This window comes from Pseudomonas kielensis (genome assembly GCF_014236655.1).
Lineage (GTDB): Bacteria > Pseudomonadota > Gammaproteobacteria > Pseudomonadales > Pseudomonadaceae > Aquipseudomonas > Aquipseudomonas kielensis.
The window spans coordinates 1-18,129 of sequence record NZ_JACMYG010000039.1 but is presented as its reverse complement, the minus strand read 5'-3'; the positions used below and the strand labels follow the sequence as shown (position 1 = coordinate 18,129).

Sequence of the window (18,129 nt, the reverse complement as noted above, 5' to 3'; positions counted from 1 at the left end):
TAGGAAATGGAAGTAGCCGCTAAGTTGTCGGGCGCTCGAATCTCCGCCCAGAAAGCCCGCTTGGTCGCCGACCAGATCCGCGGGAAGAAGGTGGGCGAAGCGCTCAACCTGTTGGCTTTCAGCAGTAAGAAAGCCGCCGAGATCATGAAGAAAGTGCTGGAGTCGGCCGTAGCCAACGCCGAGCATAACGAAGGCGCAGACGTTGATGACCTGAAGGTCAGCACCGTTTTCGTCAACGAAGGGCGTTCGCTGAAGCGCATCATGCCACGTGCCAAAGGCCGTGCTGATCGCATCGTCAAGCGGTCTTGCCATATCACTGTCAAGGTTGCTGACAAGTAACGGAGTCGAAGAGATGGGTCAGAAAGTACATCCCATTGGCATTCGCCTGGGAATCGTCAAGGAGCACACCTCCGTCTGGTACGCAGACGGTCGGACTTATGCGGACTACTTGTTCGCTGATCTGAAGGTGCGTGAGTATCTCCAAGACAAACTAAAAAGCGCGTCCGTAAGCCGTATCGATATCCATCGTCCGGCCCAAACTGCACGTATCACCATCCACACCGCTCGCCCAGGTATCGTTATCGGGAAGAAAGGTGAAGATGTTGAGAAACTGCGCCAGGACCTGACCAAGCAAATGGGTGTGCCTGTGCACATCAATATCGAAGAGATCCGCAAGCCGGAGCTCGACGGTATGCTGGTTGCGCAGAGCGTAGCTCAGCAGCTGGAGCGTCGCGTAATGTTCCGTCGCGCTATGAAGCGCGCTGTTCAGAACGCCATGCGCATTGGTGCCAAAGGCATCAAAATCCAAGTGAGCGGTCGTCTCGGCGGTGCTGAAATCGCACGTACTGAATGGTATCGCGAAGGTCGTGTGCCACTGCACACCCTGCGTGCCGACATCGACTATGCCAACTACGAAGCTCACACCACCTACGGTGTGATCGGTGTAAAGGTTTGGATCTTCAAAGGCGAAGTAATTGGTGGTCGCCAAGAAGAGCTGAAACCACAAGCACCAGCGCCTCGTAAAAAAGCTGCTAAGTAAGGGGTACGCCAAATGTTGCAACCAAAGCGTACGAAGTTCCGCAAGCAAATGACTGGCCACAACCGTGGTCTGGCATTGCGCGGTAGCAAAGTCAGCTTCGGCGAGTATGCGCTGAAGTCTGTAGCTCGTGGTCGTCTCACCGCTCGTCAGATCGAGTCAGCGCGTCGTGCTCTGACCCGTCACGTAAAACGTGGTGGCAAGATCTGGATCCGTGTGTTCCCGGACAAGCCTGTAACCAAAAAGCCACTCGAAGTTCGGATGGGTAAAGGTAAGGGTAACGTGGAATACTGGGTTGCCCAGATTCAGCCAGGCAAAGTCCTGTATGAAATCGAGGGTGTTTCTGAAGAGTTGGCGCGTGAGGCGTTCGCCCTGGCTGCTGCAAAGCTGCCACTCGCCACCTCCTTTGTTAAGCGGACGGTGATGTGATGAAAGCGAATGAACTTCGTGAAAAATCAGCACAGCAGCTGAACGAGCAACTGCTCGGCCTGCTGCGCGACCAGTTCAATCTGCGTATGCAGAAAGCAACTGGCCAGTTGGGGCAGTCTCATCTGCTCTCGCAAGTTAAGCGTGACATCGCTCGCGTGAAGACTGTGCTCAACCAGCAGGCAGGTAAGTAATCATGGCTGAAGCCGAAAAAACTGTCCGTACGCTGACTGGCCGTGTTGTCAGCGACAAGATGGACAAGACCATCACCGTTCTGATCGAGCGTCGCGTTAAGCACCCGATCTACGGTAAATACGTTAAGCGTTCGACTAAGCTGCACGCGCACGACGAAACCAATCAGTGCCACATCGGCGACAAAGTCACTATTCGTGAAACTCGTCCGCTGGCCAAGACCAAGTCTTGGGCACTGGTTGATGTTCTCGAACGCGCTGTGGAAGTCTAAGGACTAGGGGTCGGAGAAATTATATGATTCAGACTCAATCCATGCTCGATGTGGCCGATAACAGCGGCGCACGCCGCGTTATGTGCATCAAGGTGCTGGGTGGCTCCCATCGTCGTTACGCTGGTATCGGTGACATCATCAAAGTTACCGTGAAGGAAGCAATTCCTCGCGGTAAAGTGAAAAAAGGCCAAGTGATGACTGCTGTTGTAGTCCGCACTCGTCACGGCGTTCGCCGTGCTGATGGCTCCATTATCCGCTTTGATGGCAACGCTGCTGTTCTGTTGAACAACAAGCAAGAGCCGATCGGCACCCGTATCTTTGGGCCAGTGACCCGTGAACTTCGTACTGAGAAGTTCATGAAGATCGTCTCGCTCGCCCCAGAAGTGCTGTAAGGAGATCCGACATGCAAAAGATTCGTCGTGACGACGAGATCATCGTGATCGCCGGCAAAGACAAAGGTAAGCGCGGTAAGGTGCTTAAGGTTCTCGCTAACAACCGTCTGGTTATTGGCGGTCTGAACCTGGTCAAGCGTCATACCAAGCCTAACCCGATGTCGGGCGTACAAGGCGGTATCGTCGAAAAAGAGGCTCCACTGGACGCTTCTAACGTCGCCATTTTCAACGGCGAAACCAACAAGGCTGACCGCGTTGGTTTCAAAGTAGAAGACGGCAAGAAAATTCGTGTCTTCAAGTCGACCCAAAAAGCGGTTGATGCTTGAACACTGCTAGGTAGATAAGACCATGGCACGACTAAAAGAGATTTACCGGAAGGAAATCGCTCCGAAACTTAAGGAAGAACTTAAGCTTTCGAACGTGATGGAAGTTCCGCGCGTTACCAAAATCACCCTGAACATGGGTCTGGGCGAAGCGATCGGCGACAAAAAAGTCATCGAGCACGCTGTTGCTGACCTGGAAAAGATCACCGGTCAAAAAGTCGTTGTGACTTACGCTCGGAAATCCATCGCTGGCTTTAAAGTCCGTGAAGGTTGGCCGATCGGCGTCAAAGTGACTCTGCGCCGTGAGCGTATGTACGAGTTCCTGGATCGTCTGCTGTCGATCTCCCTGCCTCGGGTTCGCGACTTCCGCGGCCTGAATGCCAAGTCCTTCGATGGTCGTGGTAACTACAGCATGGGCGTGAAAGAGCAGATCATTTTCCCGGAAATCGATTACGACAAGATCGACGCTCTCCGCGGTCTGGACATTACCCTGACCACCACTGCCAAGAACGATGATGAAGGCCGCGCTCTGCTGCGTGCTTTCAAATTCCCGTTCCGCAACTGATTGGAGTAGGAAAATGGCCAAGAAGAGCATGAAAAACCGTGAGCTGAAGCGTCAGCTCACCGTTGCCAAGTACGCCACCAAGCGTGCAGCGCTGAAAGCTATCATCGTTGATCTGAACGCAAGTCCAGAAGCGCGTTGGGAAGCTACCGTAGCTCTGCAGAAGCAGCCACGTGATGCAAGCGCTGCGCGCATGCGTAACCGCTGCCGCCTGACTGGTCGTCCGCACGGCGTTTACCGCAAGTTCGGCCTTGGCCGTAACAAGCTGCGTGAAGCTGCAATGCGTGGTGACGTACCAGGTCTGGTTAAAGCCAGCTGGTAAGTGCTGTCAAAGTCTCGATGGTCGGGATCGCATGATCCCGACCATCGGTGGCCTTGAATCTGAATCAAGCCCCTTTTGGGGCTTGTTTCATTTCCGGAGTGTGTCTAGAATATCCGGCTCGCCTGAGCCCGTGTTTTTTATGCTCGGAGATTCTCGGCGACACGTAGTAGCCGCAAGGCTAATTTTTCTGTATTAGGAGCGTCTAGCCCATGAGTATGCAGGACCCGTTAGCGGACATGCTAACTCGAATCCGTAATGCCCAGATGGCTGAAAAGTCCGTCGTAAGCATGCCGTCTTCCACGTTGAAGGTGGCTGTAGCTAAAGTCCTGAAGGACGAAGGTTACATCGCGGGTTATCAGATCAGCAGCGAAATCAAACCACTGCTGTCTATCGAGCTGAAATATTTCGAAGGCCGTCCGGTCATCGAAGAAGTGAAGCGCGTTAGCCGTCCAGGCCTGCGTCAGTACAAGTCCGTCGATGATCTGCCAAAAGTTCGTGGCGGTCTCGGTGTGTCTATCGTCTCCACCAACAAAGGTGTGATGACGGATCGTGCTGCGCGCGCTGCCGGTGTCGGCGGCGAAGTTCTTTGCACTGTGTTCTAAGGGGGGATAAGCATGTCTCGCGTCGCTAAGAACCCCGTTAAGCTGCCAGCCGGTGTCGAAGTAAAATTCGCAGGCCAACAGCTTTCGGTGAAGGGTGCCAAGGGTACTCTTGAACTGAACATCCATTCGTCCGTTGAGATCGTTGAAGAAGCCGGTGAGCTGCGTTTTGCTGCTCGCAATGGCGATCAACAGACTCGCGCAATGGCTGGTACCACTCGTGCGTTGGTAAACAACATGGTCCAAGGCGTAAGCCAAGGCTTCGAGCGCAAGCTCCAGCTGGTCGGTGTTGGTTACAAAGCGCAAGCAAAAGGCACAGTGCTGAACCTGGCTCTCGGCTTCTCGCACCCAGTGGATTACGAACTGCCGGAAGGCATCACCGCTGAGACTCCTAGCCAGACCGATATCCTGATCAAGGGCATCGACAAGCAGCTGGTAGGTCAAGTGGCCGCCGAGATCCGCGACTTCCGTCCACCAGAGCCGTACAAAGGCAAAGGTGTGCGCTACGCGGACGAAGTCGTCCGTCGTAAAGAAGCCAAGAAGAAGTAGGGCATAGCAAATGACCGACAAAAAAGTTACTCGACTGCGTCGCGCTCGCAAAGCACGCCTGAAAATGCACGAACTCGAAGTCGTGCGTCTCTGCGTGTTCCGCTCTTCGCAGCACATCTACGCCCAGGTCATTTCGGCCGACGGCAACAAAGTTCTGGCATCTGCCTCGACTTTGGACAAAGAACTGCGTGATGGTGCCACTGGCAACATTGACGCGGCCACAAAGGTTGGCCAGCTGGTCGCTACGCGTGCTAAGGCCGCTGGCGTCTCGCAAGTGGCTTTCGACCGCTCTGGCTTCAAGTACCACGGCCGCGTTAAAGCGCTGGCTGATGCTGCTCGTGAAGCTGGGCTGGAGTTCTAAGTTATGTCAAATAACGACCAAAAGCGCGACGAAGGCTACATCGAGAAGCTGGTTCAAGTTAACCGCGTAGCCAAAACCGTTAAAGGCGGCCGTATCTTCACCTTCACCGCGTTGACCGTGGTTGGTGATGGTAAGGGCCGTGTTGGCTTCGGCCGTGGCAAGTCGCGTGAAGTGCCTGCTGCAATCCAGAAGGCAATGGAAGCTGCTCGTCGCAACATGATCCAAGTGGACCTGAACGGCACCACTCTGCAGTACGCAATGAAATCCGCCCATGGCGCTTCCAAGGTGTACATGCAGCCTGCTTCTGAAGGTACCGGTATCATCGCTGGCGGCGCTATGCGTGCTGTCCTCGAGGTTGCTGGCGTTCAGAACGTTCTGGCCAAGTGCTACGGCTCGACTAACCCGGTAAACGTGGTTCACGCCACTTTCAAAGGTTTGAAAGCTATGCAATCTCCTGAATCCATTGCCGCCAAGCGTGGCAAAAGCGTCAAGGAGATCTTCTGATCATGGCTACCGTTAAAGTAACGCTGATCAAAAGCATGACCGGCCGCATCCCTAACCACAAACTGTGCGTTAAGGGTCTGGGTCTGCGTCGCATCGGTCACACTGTAGAAGTACTGGATACTCCCGAGAATCGCGGGATGATCAACAAGGCTTACTACATGCTGCGTGTCGAGGGTTAATCGATGAAACTCAATGATCTGAGTCCAGCGCCGGGTTCCCGTCGCGAAAAGCATCGTCCGGGCCGTGGTATCGGTAGCGGTTTGGGTAAGACTGGTGGCCGTGGCCACAAAGGTCAAACCTCCCGCTCCGGTGGCACCATTGCTCCAGGCTTTGAAGGCGGTCAACAGCCGCTGCATCGTCGCCTGCCTAAGTTCGGTTTCGTTTCCCTGAAGGCCATGGATCGCGCAGAAGTGCGTCTGTCCGAGCTGGCTAAAGTGGAAGGCGACATCGTCACTGTGCAGTCCCTGAAAGATGCCAACGTGATCAACGTCAACGTACAGCGTGTGAAAATCATGCTGTCCGGTGAAGTGACTCGCGCTGTCACTATCGGCAAGGGAATCGGCGCCACCAAAGGTGCGCGTGCGGCTATCGAAGCAGCTGGCGGCAAGTTCGAGGAATAAATGGCTAAGCAAGGTGCTCTCTCTGCGCTCGGCAAAGGCGGTATGTCTGAACTCTGGGCTCGTCTGCGTTTTCTGTTCCTGGCGATTATCGTCTACCGAATAGGCGCACACATCCCGGTTCCAGGTATCAACCCGGACCGACTCGCGGACCTGTTTCGACAGAATGAGGGGACCATTCTTAGCTTGTTCAACATGTTTTCCGGCGGCGCGCTGGAGCGGATGAGCATCTTTGCACTGGGGATCATGCCGTACATCTCGGCATCGATCATCATGCAACTGATGACAGCCGTCAGCCCGCAGTTGGAGCAGTTGAAGAAGGAAGGTGAAGCTGGGCGTCGCAAGATCGCTCAGTACACCCGCTACGGCACTGTCGTCCTCGCTCTCGTCCAGGCCATTGGCATGTCCATTGGTCTGGCAGGGCAGGGCGTTGCGTTCACTGGTGACTTTGGCTTCCATTTCGTTGCGGTAACCACGTTTGTGGCGGGCGCAATGTTCATGATGTGGCTGGGTGAGCAGATTACTGAGCGTGGTGTTGGCAACGGTATCTCGATGTTGATATTCGCAGGTATCGTCGCCGGTCTTCCGAGAGCGATCGGGCAGTCTTTCGAGTCTGCGCGTCAGGGTGATATCAACATTTTCGCCCTGGTTGCCATCGGTTTGCTGGCAGTAGCGATTATCGGTTTTGTGGTGTTCATTGAGCGTGGTCAGCGTCGTATCGCTGTTCACTACGCCAAGCGTCAGCAGGGCCGCAAGGTTTTTGCTGCGCAGACCAGCCACCTGCCGCTGAAGGTGAACATGGCCGGTGTTATTCCGGCTATTTTCGCGAGCAGCATCTTGCTGTTCCCGGCTTCGTTGGGTACCTGGTTTGGTCAGTCTGAAGGTTTGGGCTGGCTGCAGGACATCTCGCAGTCGATCGCTCCTGGTCAGCCGTTGAATATTCTGCTGTTTAGTGCAGGGATTATTTTCTTCTGCTTCTTCTATACGGCGTTGATGTTCAATCCGAAAGACGTAGCGGAAAACCTGAAGAAGTCCGGTGCCTTTATTCCGGGCATCCGTCCAGGTGAGCAGTCTGCGCGCTACATTGATGGCGTTCTGACTCGTTTGACCCTGTTCGGTGCTCTCTATATGACGGCCGTGTGTCTGTTGCCCCAGTTCCTGGTGGTTGCGGCAAACGTTCCGTTCTACCTTGGCGGGACCTCGTTGCTGATCGTCGTCGTGGTTGTGATGGACTTCATGTCCCAAGTACAATCGCACCTCGTTTCGCACCAGTACGAATCCCTGATGAAGAAAGCCAACCTGAAGGGTTACGGCAGCGGCATGCTGCGCTGACCCATAAGGTTCGAGGAGTTGGTGATGAAAGTTCGTGCATCGGTGAAAAAGCTGTGCCGTAACTGCAAGATTATTCGCCGCGAAGGTGTTGTTCGAGTAATTTGCAGCGCGGAACCGCGTCACAAACAGCGCCAAGGCTGAGTGTGATTGTGCTTCAAGCCCGGCAGCTAGTGCGCTGCCGGGTTGATTATTTGTTATTACAGCGATATTATCTCGCGCCCTATTTCTTGGCTTCCGGGGCGTAGGTAGCTGTCAATTGGAGTCCCACTGAATGGCCCGTATTGCAGGCGTCAACATTCCAGATAACAAGCATACTGTTATCTCGCTGACCTACATCTATGGTGTTGGTCGCACTACTGCACAGAAGATCTGTGCAGTGACTGGGGTAAACCCAGCAGCAAAGATCAAAGATCTGAGCGACGAGCAAATTGAACAGCTGCGTGGCGAAGTGGCGAAGTTCACCACTGAAGGTGATCTGCGTCGCGAAATCAACATGAAAATCAAGCGCTTGATGGACCTCGGTTGCTATCGCGGTCTGCGTCATCGTCGTGGTCTGCCAGTACGCGGTCAGCGTACCAAGACCAACGCGCGTACCCGTAAAGGTCCGCGTAAGCCGATCCGCAAGTAATCGCCCCAGCGAATCGACAGGAAAATTATCATGGCAAAACCTGCTGCTCGTCCTCGTAAAAAAGTTAAAAAGACAGTGGTTGATGGCATCGCCCACATCCATGCATCTTTTAACAACACAATCGTGACCATCACCGACCGTCAAGGTAACGCGCTTTCTTGGGCTACCTCCGGTGGTTCGGGTTTCCGCGGTTCCCGCAAGTCCACCCCGTTTGCTGCTCAAGTAGCTGCTGAACGTGCTGGTCAAGCTGCGCTGGAATATGGCCTGAAAAACCTCGACGTTAACGTCAAGGGTCCAGGTCCAGGTCGTGAGTCCGCTGTCCGTGCTTTGAACGGCTGTGGCTATAAGATCGCCAGCATCACCGACGTGACGCCAATCCCGCACAACGGGTGCCGTCCGCCGAAGAAGCGCCGCGTGTAATCCAGGAGATTGTAAAGAATGGCTCGTTACATTGGTCCAAAATGCAAACTCGCTCGTCGCGAAGGCACCGATCTCTTCCTGAAGAGCGGCGTGCGCGCGATCGAATCGAAGTGCAACATTGAAGCAGCACCTGGTATCCACGGCCAACGCCGCGGTCGCCAGTCCGACTACGGCACCCAACTGCGTGAAAAGCAGAAAGTCCGTCGTATCTACGGCGTTCTCGAGCGTCAGTTCAGCGGCTACTACAAAGAAGCTGCTGGCAAGAAAGGTGCAACCGGTGAAAACCTGCTGCAACTGCTCGAATGCCGTCTGGACAACGTTGTATACCGTATGGGCTTTGGTTCGACTCGTGCCGAATCCCGTCAGCTGGTATCGCACAAATCCGTCAGCGTTAACGGTCAGACCGTAAACGTGCCGTCGTACCAGGTTCGTGCTGGTGACGTGGTCGCGATTCGCGAGAAAGCAAAGAACCAACTTCGCATTGTCCAAGCTCTCGATCTGTGTGCCCAACGTGGCCGCGTAGAATGGGTAGAAGTAGACACTGAGAAGAAGTCGGGCGTTTTCAAGAACGTTCCAGCTCGCAGTGATCTGTCCGCCGACATCAACGAAAGCCTGATTGTCGAGCTCTACTCCAAGTAAGGGCTAGAAAATAGGTGCATCCATGCAGATTTCGGTAAATGAGTTCCTGACACCCCGCCATATTGATGTGCAGGTTGTCAGTCCAACCCGCGCCAAGATCACTCTCGAGCCTCTCGAGCGTGGTTTTGGCCACACCCTGGGCAACGCGCTGCGCCGCATCCTGTTGTCCTCAATGCCCGGCTGTGCAGTAGTCGAGGCCGAGATTGACGGTGTGCTCCACGAGTACAGCGCCATCGAAGGTGTACAGGAAGACGTAATTGAAATCCTGTTGAACCTTAAAGGTCTGGCTATCAAGCTGCACGGCCGTGACGAAGTTACGCTGACCTTGTCGAAGAAGGGTTCGGGGGTGGTTACCGCTGCCGATATTCAGCTGGATCATGATGTCGAGATCGTTAATCCCGATCACGTAATCGCTAACCTGGCGTCTAACGGCGCCCTGAACATGAAGCTAGTAGTAGCTCGTGGTCGTGGTTATGAACCGGCCGACTCGCGTCAGAGCGATGAAGACGAAAGCCGCAGCATTGGTCGCTTGCAGCTTGACTCTTCGTTCAGCCCGGTTCGCCGTATCGCATACGTGGTGGAAAACGCCCGTGTCGAGCAGCGTACTAACCTGGACAAGCTGGTTATTGATCTGGAAACCAACGGTACTCTGGACCCTGAAGAGGCTATCCGTCGCGCTGCAACCATCCTGCAACAGCAGTTGGCTGCGTTCGTGGACCTCAAAGGCGACAGCGAGCCAGTGGTAATCGAGCAAGAAGACGAGATCGATCCGATCCTGCTTCGCCCGGTTGACGATCTGGAACTGACTGTACGTTCGGCTAACTGCCTTAAGGCGGAAAACATCTACTACATCGGTGACCTGATTCAGCGTACCGAAGTAGAGCTGTTGAAGACTCCGAACCTGGGCAAGAAATCCTTGACTGAAATCAAGGACGTTCTGGCCTCCCGCGGTCTGTCCCTCGGCATGCGCCTCGACAACTGGCCGCCTGCAAGTCTTAAGAAGGACGACAAGGCGACTGCCTGATCGTCGTAATCACCGAACGTTGTGTTTGGTAAGGAATGAACCATGCGTCATCGTAAAAGTGGTCGTCACCTGAGCCGCACCAGCTCGCACCGCAAGGCCATGTTTCAAAACATGGCGGTGTCGCTGTTCGAGCACGAGCTGATCAAAACTACACTGCCAAAAGCCAAAGAACTGCGTCGCGTTGCTGAGCCGCTGATCACTTTGGCCAAGACAGACAGCCTGGCTAACCGCCGTCTGGCTTTCGACCGTACTCGTTCGAAAGCTATCGTTGGTAAGCTCTTCAACGACCTGGGCAAGCGTTACGCTACCCGTGAGGGTGGCTACCTGCGCATCCTCAAGTGCGGTTTCCGCGCTGGCGACAACGCGCCTATGGCGTACGTCGAGTTGGTTGATCGTGCTACCGGCGGTGAAGCAGTATCCGCTGAGTAAGACGTCAGTCTGAAACGAAGAACCGGGCCTAGTGCCCGGTTTTTTGTGTGCGTTCAAAAATGCCGCCGACGGATGGTGTTGTTCCTGTCTATCCAGCGCTGCTTTCAATTAGTTAATTTCTATTGATGCTGATCAATTAATAAATTTGATGGTGTCATGTTCCTGGTCAATACTCCCTCTCAGCCGATTAGCCGGCAGTTTCCAAGACTGAAGAGGAAGATTGTGCATGAGCCAGAATAAAACGCTGACTACCGCCAGTGGCGCTCCCGTTGCAGATAACCAGAATTCCCGTTCCGCCGGCCCACGTGGCCCGCTATTGCTCGACGATTTTCACCTGATCGAGAAGCTGGCCCACTTCAACCGCGAAAACATCCCTGAGCGCCGTGTGCACGCCAAAGGCTCAGGCGCCTACGGCACCTTCACCGTCACCCGCGACATCACCCAGTACACCAGCGCCAAGCTGTTTGCGGCCGTCGGCAAGCAAACCCCGACCTTCCTGCGGTTCTCCACTGTCGGTGGAGAACGCGGCTCGGCGGACACCGAACGCGATCCTCGTGGTTTCGCTTTGAAGTTCTACACCGAAGAAGGCAACTGGGACATCGTCGGCAACAACACCCCGGTGTTCTTCATTCGTGACCCGCTCAAGTTTCCGGATTTCATCCACACCCAAAAACGCCTGCCGCAAAGCAATCTGAAAAGCGCGCAGATGATGTGGGATTTCTGGTCGCACTCCCCTGAGGCGCTGCACCAGGTCACTATCCTATTCTCCGACCGGGGCATTCCGGACGGCTACCGTCACATGCACGGCTTTGGTAGCCACACCTACAGCCTGATCAACGCCAGCGGCGAGCGGCATTGGGTGAAGTGGCACTACAAGACCCTGCAGGGCATCAAGAACCTGGCGCCGGCCGAAGCTGCGCGTCTGGCAGGGACTGACCCGGACTACGCCCAGCGCGACCTCTTCGGCGCCATCGAGCGCGGTGATTTCCCGAAATGGCGCGTGTGCATCCAGATCATGAGCGAAGCCCAGGCAGCGGCGCATTACGAGAACCCCTTCGACGTGACCAAGACCTGGTCGCAGAAAGAGTTTCCGTTGATTGAAGTCGGCGAACTGGAACTCAACCGTAACCCGCTGAACTACTTCGCCGAAGTCGAGCAGGCTGCGTTTGGCCCGAGCAACATGGTTCCGGGCGTCGGCCTGTCGCCGGACCGCATGCTGCAAGGCCGGGTCTTTGCCTATGCCGATGCGCACCGCTACCGTGTGGGCACCAATCACCAGCAACTGCCGGTGAACGCACCCCGCAGCCCGGTCAACAGCTATCAGCGCGACGGGTCCATGGCGTTTGGCAGCAACGGCGGCGCAGCACCCAACTACGAACCGAACAGCTTCCCGCAGTCGCCCAAGCAGGCACCGCAGTTTGCTGAGCCGCCATTGGCGTTGAGTGGGGCGGCTGATCGTTACGATCATCGCGAAGATACCGACTACTACAGCCATGCCGGTGCACTGTTTCGCTTGATGAGCGCTGAGCAGAAAGCCCTGTTGGTCAGCAACATTGCTGGCGCCATGACCGGAGTTTCCGCTGACGTGGTCGACCGTCAACTGCAGCATTTCTTCAAGGCCGATCCGGCGTACGGAGAAGCAGTCGCAACGGCGTTGGGTGTACAGCTTAACGAAGTCTAAACGAGAAGCAGAACCGCCCTCAATTGGGCGGTTTTTGCGTTATTTAAACTACTTTTCTCAGAATATCTTCGCTTTTATCTCGCGAATCGAGTGACCGAACGGTCGGCTTGGTTCAAACTACAGACTTTCAAGCAGGGAGATGTAGGGCGATGCAAGGTCACCCGGACGTAATCGATTACCTCAACACGTTGCTCACGGGCGAACTGGCAGCGCGTGATCAATATTTCATCCATTCGCGGATGTATGAGGACTGGGGCTTCACCGAGCTCTACGAGCGCATCAATCACGAGATGGAAGAAGAAGCCGGGCACGCCGATGCGCTGATGCGCCGGATCCTGATGCTGGAAGGCACGCCGCGCATGCGTCCGGACGACCTCGACGTCGGGACTACCGTGCCGGACATGCTGGCCGCTGACCTGCGCCTGGAATACAAGGTGCGCGCCGCGCTGTGCAAGGGCATTGAACTGTGTGAGCGGCACAAGGACTACATCAGTCGCGACATGCTGCGCATCCAGTTGGCCGATACCGAAGAAGATCACACCTACTGGCTGGAAAAGCAGTTGGGCCTGATCAAACTGATCGGTCTGGAAAACTACCTGCAGTCGCAGTTTTGATTTTGCAGTGAAAAGATCCCAGCCTTCGGCGGGGGGATTGTTCAGAAGTATAAAAAAGCCCCTGTCACCGATAACGTGACAGGGGCTTTTTCATGTGCCGGCATCAGGCCCGGTCGCGCTCCAGCAGTGGTTTGAGGTAGAAGCCGGTATGAGACTGCTTCATCTCGGCCACTTCCTCAGGCGTACCCACGGCGATGATCTGGCCGCCCTTGGAGCCGCCTTCCGGCCCCAGGTCCACCAGCCAGTCGGCGGTCTTGATCACGTCCAGGTTGTGCTCGATCACCACCACGGTGTTGCCGTGGTCGCGCAGGCGGTGCAACACGTCGAGCAATTGCTGGATGTCCGCGAAGTGCAGGCCGGTGGTCGGCTCATCGAGGATATACAGGGTCTTGCCGGTATCACGCTTGGACAGCTCGCGGGACAACTTGACCCGCTGTGCTTCACCGCCCGACAGGGTGGTCGCCGATTGCCCCAGCTTGATGTATGACAGGCCGACATCCATCAGCGTCTGCAGCTTGCGCGCCAGGGCCGGCACCGCGTCGAAGAACACCCGGGCTTCCTCGATGGTCATTTCCAGGGTTTCGTGGATGCTCTTGCCCTTGTACTTGATCTCCAGGGTTTCGCGGTTGTAGCGCTTGCTCTTGCACACGTCGCACGGGACATAGATGTCCGGCAAGAAGTGCATCTCCACCTTGATCAGGCCGTCGCCCTGGCAGGCTTCACAGCGCCCACCCTTGACGTTGAACGAGAAACGACCCGGACCATAGCCCCGCGAGCGCGACTCCGGTACGCCAGCGAACAACTCACGAATCGGCGTGAACAGCCCGGTATAGGTCGCTGGGTTGGAGCGCGGCGTACGGCCGATCGGGCTTTGGTCGATATCAACCACCTTGTCCAGCAGCTCAAGGCCCTTGATGCTGTCGTGGGCTGCGGCCTCCAGGGTCGTCGCGCCATTCAGCGCGGTGGCGCTCAGGGGGAACAGGGTGTTGTTGATCAGCGTCGACTTGCCCGAACCCGACACGCCGGTCACGCAGGTCAGCAGGCCCAGGGGGATCTCCAGGTCGACATTGCGCAAGTTGTTGCCCCGGGCGCCCTTCAGGTGCAGTGCCAGCTTCTTGTTGCGTGGCGTGCGTTTGGCGGGCACGGCGATCTTCACCCGGCCCGACAGGTATTTGCCGGTCAGCGAGTCCGGGTGGGCCATGACCTCGGCCGGTGTGCCTTCAGCGACGATATGCCCGCCGTGCACGCCGGCACCAGGGCCGATGTCCACTACGTAGTCGGCCAGGCGAATGGCATCCTCGTCATGCTCGACCACGATCACCGTGTTACCGATGTCGCGCAAATGCTTGAGGGTGCCCAGCAGTCGATCGTTGTCCCGCTGGTGCAGGCCGATGGACGGCTCGTCGAGGATGTACAGCACGCCTACCAGGCCGGCACCGATCTGGCTGGCCAGGCGAATGCGCTGCGCCTCACCGCCGGACAGGGTGTCGGCACTGCGGTCCAGGGACAGATAGTCGAGGCCGACGTTAACCAGGAACTGCAGGCGTTCGCGGATTTCCTTGAGGATCTTGTCGGCGATTTCGCCGCGCCGCCCCGTCAATTTCAGGGTGCCGAAGTACTCGCAAGCATCGCCGATCGGCAGGTTGGTCACCGCCGGCAGGGTTTTCTCGCCGACCCACACGTGCCGTGCTTCACGGCGCAGGCGGGTGCCCCGGCAATCCGGGCAGGGCTGGGTGCTGAGGAACTTGGCCAGCTCTTCGCGCACCGACGCGGATTCGGTTTCGCGGTAGCGGCGATCGAGGTTCGGCACGATGCCTTCGAACGGGTGCGAGCGCTTGACGATGTCGCCCCGGTCGTTGAGGTATTTGAAATCGACGTTCTGGCTGCCGCTGCCGTGCAGGATGACCTTCTGCTGATCGGCCGGCAGCTGGTTGAACGGCACTTCCAGGCTGAACCCGTAATGGGCGGCCAGGGAGCCGAGCATCTGGAAGTAATAGACGTTGCGTCGGTCCCAGCCGCGAATTGCACCCTCGGCCAGGGTCAACTCGCCGTTGACCAGGCGCTTGATGTCAAAGAACTGTTTGACCCCCAGGCCGTCGCAGGTCGGGCAAGCGCCTGCCGGGTTGTTGAAGGAGAACAGCTTGGGTTCCAGCTCGCTGATGGCGTGGCCGCAGATCGGGCAGGCAAAGCGTGCGGAGAAGATCATCTCCTCACCCGGCTCATCGTCCATCGGTGCGACCAGCGCGATGCCATCGGCCAGCTTCAAGGCGGTCTCGAACGACTCGGCCAGGCGCTGCTGCAGGTCTTCGCGAACCTTGAAGCGGTCGACCACCACATCGATCGAGTGCTTCTTCTGTTTATCCAGTTTCGGCAGCTCATCCAACTCGCACAGCTTGCCGTTGACCCGGGCACGGACGAAGCCCTGGGCCCGCAGTTCTTCGAAGACCGACAGGTGTTCGCCCTTGCGCTCACGAATCACCGGGGCCAGCAGCATCAGCTTGCTGCCTTCGGGCTGGGCCAGCACCAGGTCGACCATCTGGCTGACGGTCTGGGCTTCCAGGGGGATGTCATGATCGGGGCAGCGCGGAATACCCACGCGGGCGTAAAGCAGGCGCAGGTAGTCGTAGATTTCGGTAATGGTGCCGACCGTCGAGCGCGGGTTGTGGGAGGTCGACTTCTGCTCGATGGAGATGGCTGGCGACAAGCCTTCAATGGTGTCGACGTCAGGCTTTTCCATCATCGACAGGAACTGCCGGGCGTAAGCCGACAGCGACTCGACATAACGCCGCTGACCTTCGGCATACAAGGTGTCAAAGGCCAGGGACGACTTGCCGGACCCGGACAAGCCGGTGATGACGATCAGTTTGTCCCGTGGCAGGGTCAGGTCGATATTCTTCAGGTTGTGGGTTCGAGCCCCACGAATCAGGATCTTGTCCAAGGTGGCCTCGCTCGGCGGGCGTAAACGTAGGAGTATAAGGCCAAATACTGGATGGATGCACACTATCAAATGTGCACAACGTTGCCCTACATGAAGACTCTGTCATCCGTGCGCGGCAAAGCGTCGCCCTATACCCCGTCAACCGATGGGACTGATAGAATCGCCGCCGGTTCACATGAGGTAATTCCATGCACGATCCCCACAGCGAACGCATGAGTGGTAGCGAGACCCGCGCAGCGAGCGGTCTGGCCCTGGTGTTCGCGTTCCGTATGCTTGGCATGTTCATGGTGTTGCCGGTACTGGCGACCTACGGCATGGACCTGGCAGGCGCGACCCCGGCCCTCATCGGCCTGGCGATCGGCGCCTACGGCCTGACCCAGGCCGTGTTCCAGATTCCCTTCGGGATCATTTCCGACCGCATCGGGCGGCGTCCGGTGATTTACCTGGGCTTGATCGTCTTTGCCCTGGGCAGCGTGCTGGCGGCCAACGCCGACTCGATCTGGGGCGTGATCGCCGGGCGTATCCTGCAGGGCGCCGGGGCGATTTCCGCGGCGGTCATGGCCCTGTTGTCCGACCTGACCCGCGAGCAGCACCGCACCAAGGCCATGGCCATGATCGGCATGACCATCGGCCTGTCGTTCGCGGTAGCCATGGTGGTCGGGCCACTGCTGACCCGCGCCTTCGGCCTGTCCGGCCTGTTCCTGGCGACCGGTGGCATGGCATTGCTGGGCATCGTCATCGTGATGTTCATGGTGCCGCGCTCCACGGGGCCCTTGCAGCACCGTGAGTCAGGGGTCGCTCGCCAGGCCCTGTTGCCGACCCTCAAGCACCCGGACCTGCTGCGCCTGGACCTGGGGATTTTTGTGTTGCACGCGATGCTGATGTCGAGCTTCGTCGCCTTGCCGCTGGCGCTGGTGGAAAAAGCCGGGCTGCCCAAGGAGCAACATTGGTGGGTGTACCTGACCGCGCTGCTGATTTCGTTCTTCGCCATGATTCCGTTCATTATCTACGGCGAGAAGAAACGCAAAATGAAACGAGTTTTACTCGGTGCCGTCGCGACGCTGATGCTCACTGAGCTATTCTTCTGGCAGTTCGGCGACAGCTTGCGGGCCCTGGTGATTGGTACGGTGGTGTTCTTCACCGCGTTCAATCTGCTGGAAGCCTCCTTGCCGTCGTTGATCAGCAAGGTTTCACCGGCGGGCGGCAAGGGCACGGCCATGGGGGTTTACTCCACCAGCCAGTTCCTCGGTTCGGCACTGGGCGGCATCATGGGTGGCTGGATGTTCCAGCATGGCGGTCTGTCGGTTGTGTTCCTCGGATGCGCAGGTCTGGCTGCCCTCTGGTTGGCCTTTGCTGTTACCATGCGCGAACCTCCCTATGTGACGAGCCTGCGCTTGCCGTTATCGCCCGAAGCGATCCGCGAAGCCGGTCTGGTTGAGCGCCTGCTGGCCGTCGTTGGGGTAACCGATGCCATCGTGGTGGCTGATGAAGCCGCCATTTACATCAAATTGGACACCGAACTATTGGATCGCACCACCCTCGAGCGCCTGGTCAACAACCCGGCGCCGACAGCGTGCGAAGCCTAGGAGAACGTTATGGCCCGTGGGGTTAACAAAGTCATATTGGTCGGCACTTGCGGCCAGGATCCCGAAGTTCGCTACTTGCCTAACGGTAACGCCGTGACCAACCTGAGTCTGGCGACCAGCGAACAATGGACCGACAAGCAAACTGGCCAGAAAGTCGAAAAGACCGAATGGCACCGTGTATCGATGTTCGGCAAGGTTGCAGAGATCGCCGGCGAATACCTGCGTAAAGGTTCGCAGGTCTACATCGAAGGCAAGCTGCAGACCCGCGAGTGGGAAAAAGACGGCATCAAGCGTTACACCACCGAAATCGTGGTCGACATGCAAGGCACCATGCAACTGCTGGGCGGCCGTCCACAGGGCGACCAGCAAGGCCAGGGCGGTGGTAACAACTACCAGCAAGCCGCTCCACGCCAGCAGGCACCGCGTCCGGCACCGTCGCAACAGCCACAGCGTGAGTCGCGTCCAGCGCCACAGCAACAGGCTGCACCGCAACCGGCTGCAGATTTCGACAGCTTTGATGACGATATTCCGTTCTAAGCAACACCTGAGACCTGATTGAAGGTTTCTGCCAAAAAGCCCCTGTCCAGGGTAATGCCAGTCAGTTAAGCTGACTGGCATTTTTATTTTTGATCGGGTACTTCGGCGATTTCAGCCGAATCGCCCGAGGATAAACGCGCTCCTCCC

Annotated in this window: 27 protein-coding genes; 26 read left to right on the top strand and 1 reads right to left on the bottom strand. The window is 57.0% G+C overall.

Annotated features, from left to right (window positions below):
• The first annotated feature begins 6 nt into the window (after window positions 1–6).
• From rplV to bfr, 24 genes are all read left to right on the top strand, one after another.
• The gene (gene rplV, locus H7995_RS25265; protein WP_003103908.1) at window positions 7–339 is read left to right on the top strand and encodes a 50S ribosomal protein L22; all 333 of its coding nucleotides are present in this window, start codon (window positions 7–9) and stop codon (window positions 337–339) included.
• A gap of 13 nt (window positions 340–352) precedes the next feature.
• On the top strand, window positions 353–1,039 hold the full coding sequence (gene rpsC / locus H7995_RS25260) for a 30S ribosomal protein S3 (protein ID WP_003176422.1): 687 nt from the start codon (window positions 353–355) through the stop codon (window positions 1,037–1,039).
• Window positions 1,040–1,051: 12 nt separating this feature from the next.
• Window positions 1,052–1,465, top strand: coding sequence for a 50S ribosomal protein L16 (gene rplP / locus H7995_RS25255; protein ID WP_027898303.1), 414 nt, complete (start codon window positions 1,052–1,054; stop codon window positions 1,463–1,465).
• Window positions 1,465–1,656, top strand: a complete 192-nt coding sequence (gene rpmC, locus H7995_RS25250) for a 50S ribosomal protein L29 (RefSeq protein WP_002555481.1) — start codon at window positions 1,465–1,467, stop codon at window positions 1,654–1,656. Before rplP ends, rpmC begins: the two co-directional genes overlap by 1 nt.
• 2 nt (window positions 1,657–1,658) lie before the next feature.
• Window positions 1,659–1,925: a 30S ribosomal protein S17 gene (rpsQ, locus tag H7995_RS25245; protein ID WP_003176419.1), complete on the top strand. Its 267-nt coding sequence runs from the start codon at window positions 1,659–1,661 to the stop codon at window positions 1,923–1,925.
• A 23-nt stretch (window positions 1,926–1,948) separates the two neighbouring features.
• Window positions 1,949–2,317 (top strand): 50S ribosomal protein L14, encoded by a 369-nt coding sequence (rplN, locus tag H7995_RS25240; protein ID WP_002555479.1) that lies wholly within the window; start codon window positions 1,949–1,951, stop codon window positions 2,315–2,317.
• An 11-nt stretch (window positions 2,318–2,328) separates the two neighbouring features.
• Window positions 2,329–2,643 carry a 50S ribosomal protein L24 gene (gene rplX / locus H7995_RS25235; protein WP_003176416.1) on the top strand — a complete coding sequence of 105 codons (315 nt, stop codon included), beginning with the start codon at window positions 2,329–2,331 and terminating at the stop codon, window positions 2,641–2,643.
• Between the two features lie 22 nt (window positions 2,644–2,665).
• The gene (gene rplE / locus H7995_RS25230) at window positions 2,666–3,205 is read left to right on the top strand and encodes a 50S ribosomal protein L5 (RefSeq protein ID WP_003210069.1); all 540 of its coding nucleotides are present in this window, start codon (window positions 2,666–2,668) and stop codon (window positions 3,203–3,205) included.
• 13 nt (window positions 3,206–3,218) lie between these two features.
• Window positions 3,219–3,524, top strand: a complete 306-nt coding sequence (rpsN, locus tag H7995_RS25225) for a 30S ribosomal protein S14 (RefSeq protein ID WP_007918460.1) — start codon at window positions 3,219–3,221, stop codon at window positions 3,522–3,524.
• Window positions 3,525–3,733: 209 nt separating this feature from the next.
• Window positions 3,734–4,126 (top strand): 30S ribosomal protein S8, encoded by a 393-nt coding sequence (gene rpsH / locus H7995_RS25220; protein ID WP_003186040.1) that lies wholly within the window; start codon window positions 3,734–3,736, stop codon window positions 4,124–4,126.
• A 12-nt stretch (window positions 4,127–4,138) separates the two neighbouring features.
• Window positions 4,139–4,672, top strand: coding sequence for a 50S ribosomal protein L6 (gene rplF / locus H7995_RS25215; protein ID WP_003176412.1), 534 nt, complete (start codon window positions 4,139–4,141; stop codon window positions 4,670–4,672).
• Between the two features lie 10 nt (window positions 4,673–4,682).
• Window positions 4,683–5,033: a 50S ribosomal protein L18 gene (gene rplR / locus H7995_RS25210; protein WP_003186037.1), complete on the top strand. Its 351-nt coding sequence runs from the start codon at window positions 4,683–4,685 to the stop codon at window positions 5,031–5,033.
• A gap of 3 nt (window positions 5,034–5,036) precedes the next feature.
• Window positions 5,037–5,537 carry a 30S ribosomal protein S5 gene (gene rpsE, locus H7995_RS25205; RefSeq protein WP_003186035.1) on the top strand — a complete coding sequence of 167 codons (501 nt, stop codon included), beginning with the start codon at window positions 5,037–5,039 and terminating at the stop codon, window positions 5,535–5,537.
• 2 nt (window positions 5,538–5,539) lie between these two features.
• Window positions 5,540–5,716 (top strand): 50S ribosomal protein L30, encoded by a 177-nt coding sequence (gene rpmD, locus H7995_RS25200; RefSeq protein ID WP_003186033.1) that lies wholly within the window; start codon window positions 5,540–5,542, stop codon window positions 5,714–5,716.
• A 3-nt stretch (window positions 5,717–5,719) separates the two neighbouring features.
• Entirely contained in the window at window positions 5,720–6,157 is a 438-nt protein-coding gene (rplO, locus tag H7995_RS25195; RefSeq protein ID WP_003228720.1) for a 50S ribosomal protein L15, read from the top strand.
• Window positions 6,158–7,486 (top strand): preprotein translocase subunit SecY, encoded by a 1,329-nt coding sequence (secY, locus tag H7995_RS25190; protein WP_095166168.1) that lies wholly within the window; start codon window positions 6,158–6,160, stop codon window positions 7,484–7,486.
• 24 nt (window positions 7,487–7,510) lie between these two features.
• A complete protein-coding gene (rpmJ, locus tag H7995_RS25185) occupies window positions 7,511–7,627 on the top strand; it encodes a 50S ribosomal protein L36 (protein WP_002555468.1) in 117 nt (38 codons plus the stop codon).
• 130 nt (window positions 7,628–7,757) lie between these two features.
• Window positions 7,758–8,114, top strand: coding sequence for a 30S ribosomal protein S13 (gene rpsM, locus H7995_RS25180; RefSeq protein ID WP_003186020.1), 357 nt, complete (start codon window positions 7,758–7,760; stop codon window positions 8,112–8,114).
• Between the two features lie 30 nt (window positions 8,115–8,144).
• Complete coding sequence (gene rpsK / locus H7995_RS25175) at window positions 8,145–8,534, top strand: 30S ribosomal protein S11 (protein ID WP_002555466.1); 390 nt, start codon at window positions 8,145–8,147, stop codon at window positions 8,532–8,534.
• An 18-nt stretch (window positions 8,535–8,552) separates the two neighbouring features.
• Complete coding sequence (gene rpsD, locus H7995_RS25170) at window positions 8,553–9,173, top strand: 30S ribosomal protein S4 (protein WP_003210056.1); 621 nt, start codon at window positions 8,553–8,555, stop codon at window positions 9,171–9,173.
• Between the two features lie 22 nt (window positions 9,174–9,195).
• Complete coding sequence (locus H7995_RS25165) at window positions 9,196–10,197, top strand: DNA-directed RNA polymerase subunit alpha (protein ID WP_007924176.1); 1,002 nt, start codon at window positions 9,196–9,198, stop codon at window positions 10,195–10,197.
• 42 nt (window positions 10,198–10,239) lie between these two features.
• The gene (gene rplQ / locus H7995_RS25160; protein ID WP_024778333.1) at window positions 10,240–10,626 is read left to right on the top strand and encodes a 50S ribosomal protein L17; all 387 of its coding nucleotides are present in this window, start codon (window positions 10,240–10,242) and stop codon (window positions 10,624–10,626) included.
• A 226-nt stretch (window positions 10,627–10,852) separates the two neighbouring features.
• A complete protein-coding gene (locus tag H7995_RS25155; protein WP_185819080.1) occupies window positions 10,853–12,307 on the top strand; it encodes a catalase in 1,455 nt (484 codons plus the stop codon).
• A gap of 149 nt (window positions 12,308–12,456) precedes the next feature.
• Window positions 12,457–12,921 carry a bacterioferritin gene (bfr, locus tag H7995_RS25150; protein WP_166591484.1) on the top strand — a complete coding sequence of 155 codons (465 nt, stop codon included), beginning with the start codon at window positions 12,457–12,459 and terminating at the stop codon, window positions 12,919–12,921.
• A 103-nt stretch (window positions 12,922–13,024) separates the two neighbouring features.
• Here the strand turns inward: bfr and uvrA are convergent, their stop codons facing one another.
• Complete coding sequence (gene uvrA / locus H7995_RS25145) at window positions 13,025–15,859, bottom strand: excinuclease ABC subunit UvrA (protein ID WP_166591483.1); 2,835 nt, start codon at window positions 15,857–15,859, stop codon at window positions 13,025–13,027.
• Between the two features lie 188 nt (window positions 15,860–16,047).
• On the opposite strand from uvrA, the gene H7995_RS25140 reads away from it, so the two are divergent.
• The gene (locus tag H7995_RS25140; protein WP_166591482.1) at window positions 16,048–17,445 is read left to right on the top strand and encodes an MFS transporter; all 1,398 of its coding nucleotides are present in this window, start codon (window positions 16,048–16,050) and stop codon (window positions 17,443–17,445) included.
• 9 nt (window positions 17,446–17,454) lie between these two features.
• Complete coding sequence (locus H7995_RS25135; RefSeq protein WP_159998187.1) at window positions 17,455–17,982, top strand: single-stranded DNA-binding protein; 528 nt, start codon at window positions 17,455–17,457, stop codon at window positions 17,980–17,982.
• Window positions 17,983–18,129: the final 147 nt, after the last annotated feature.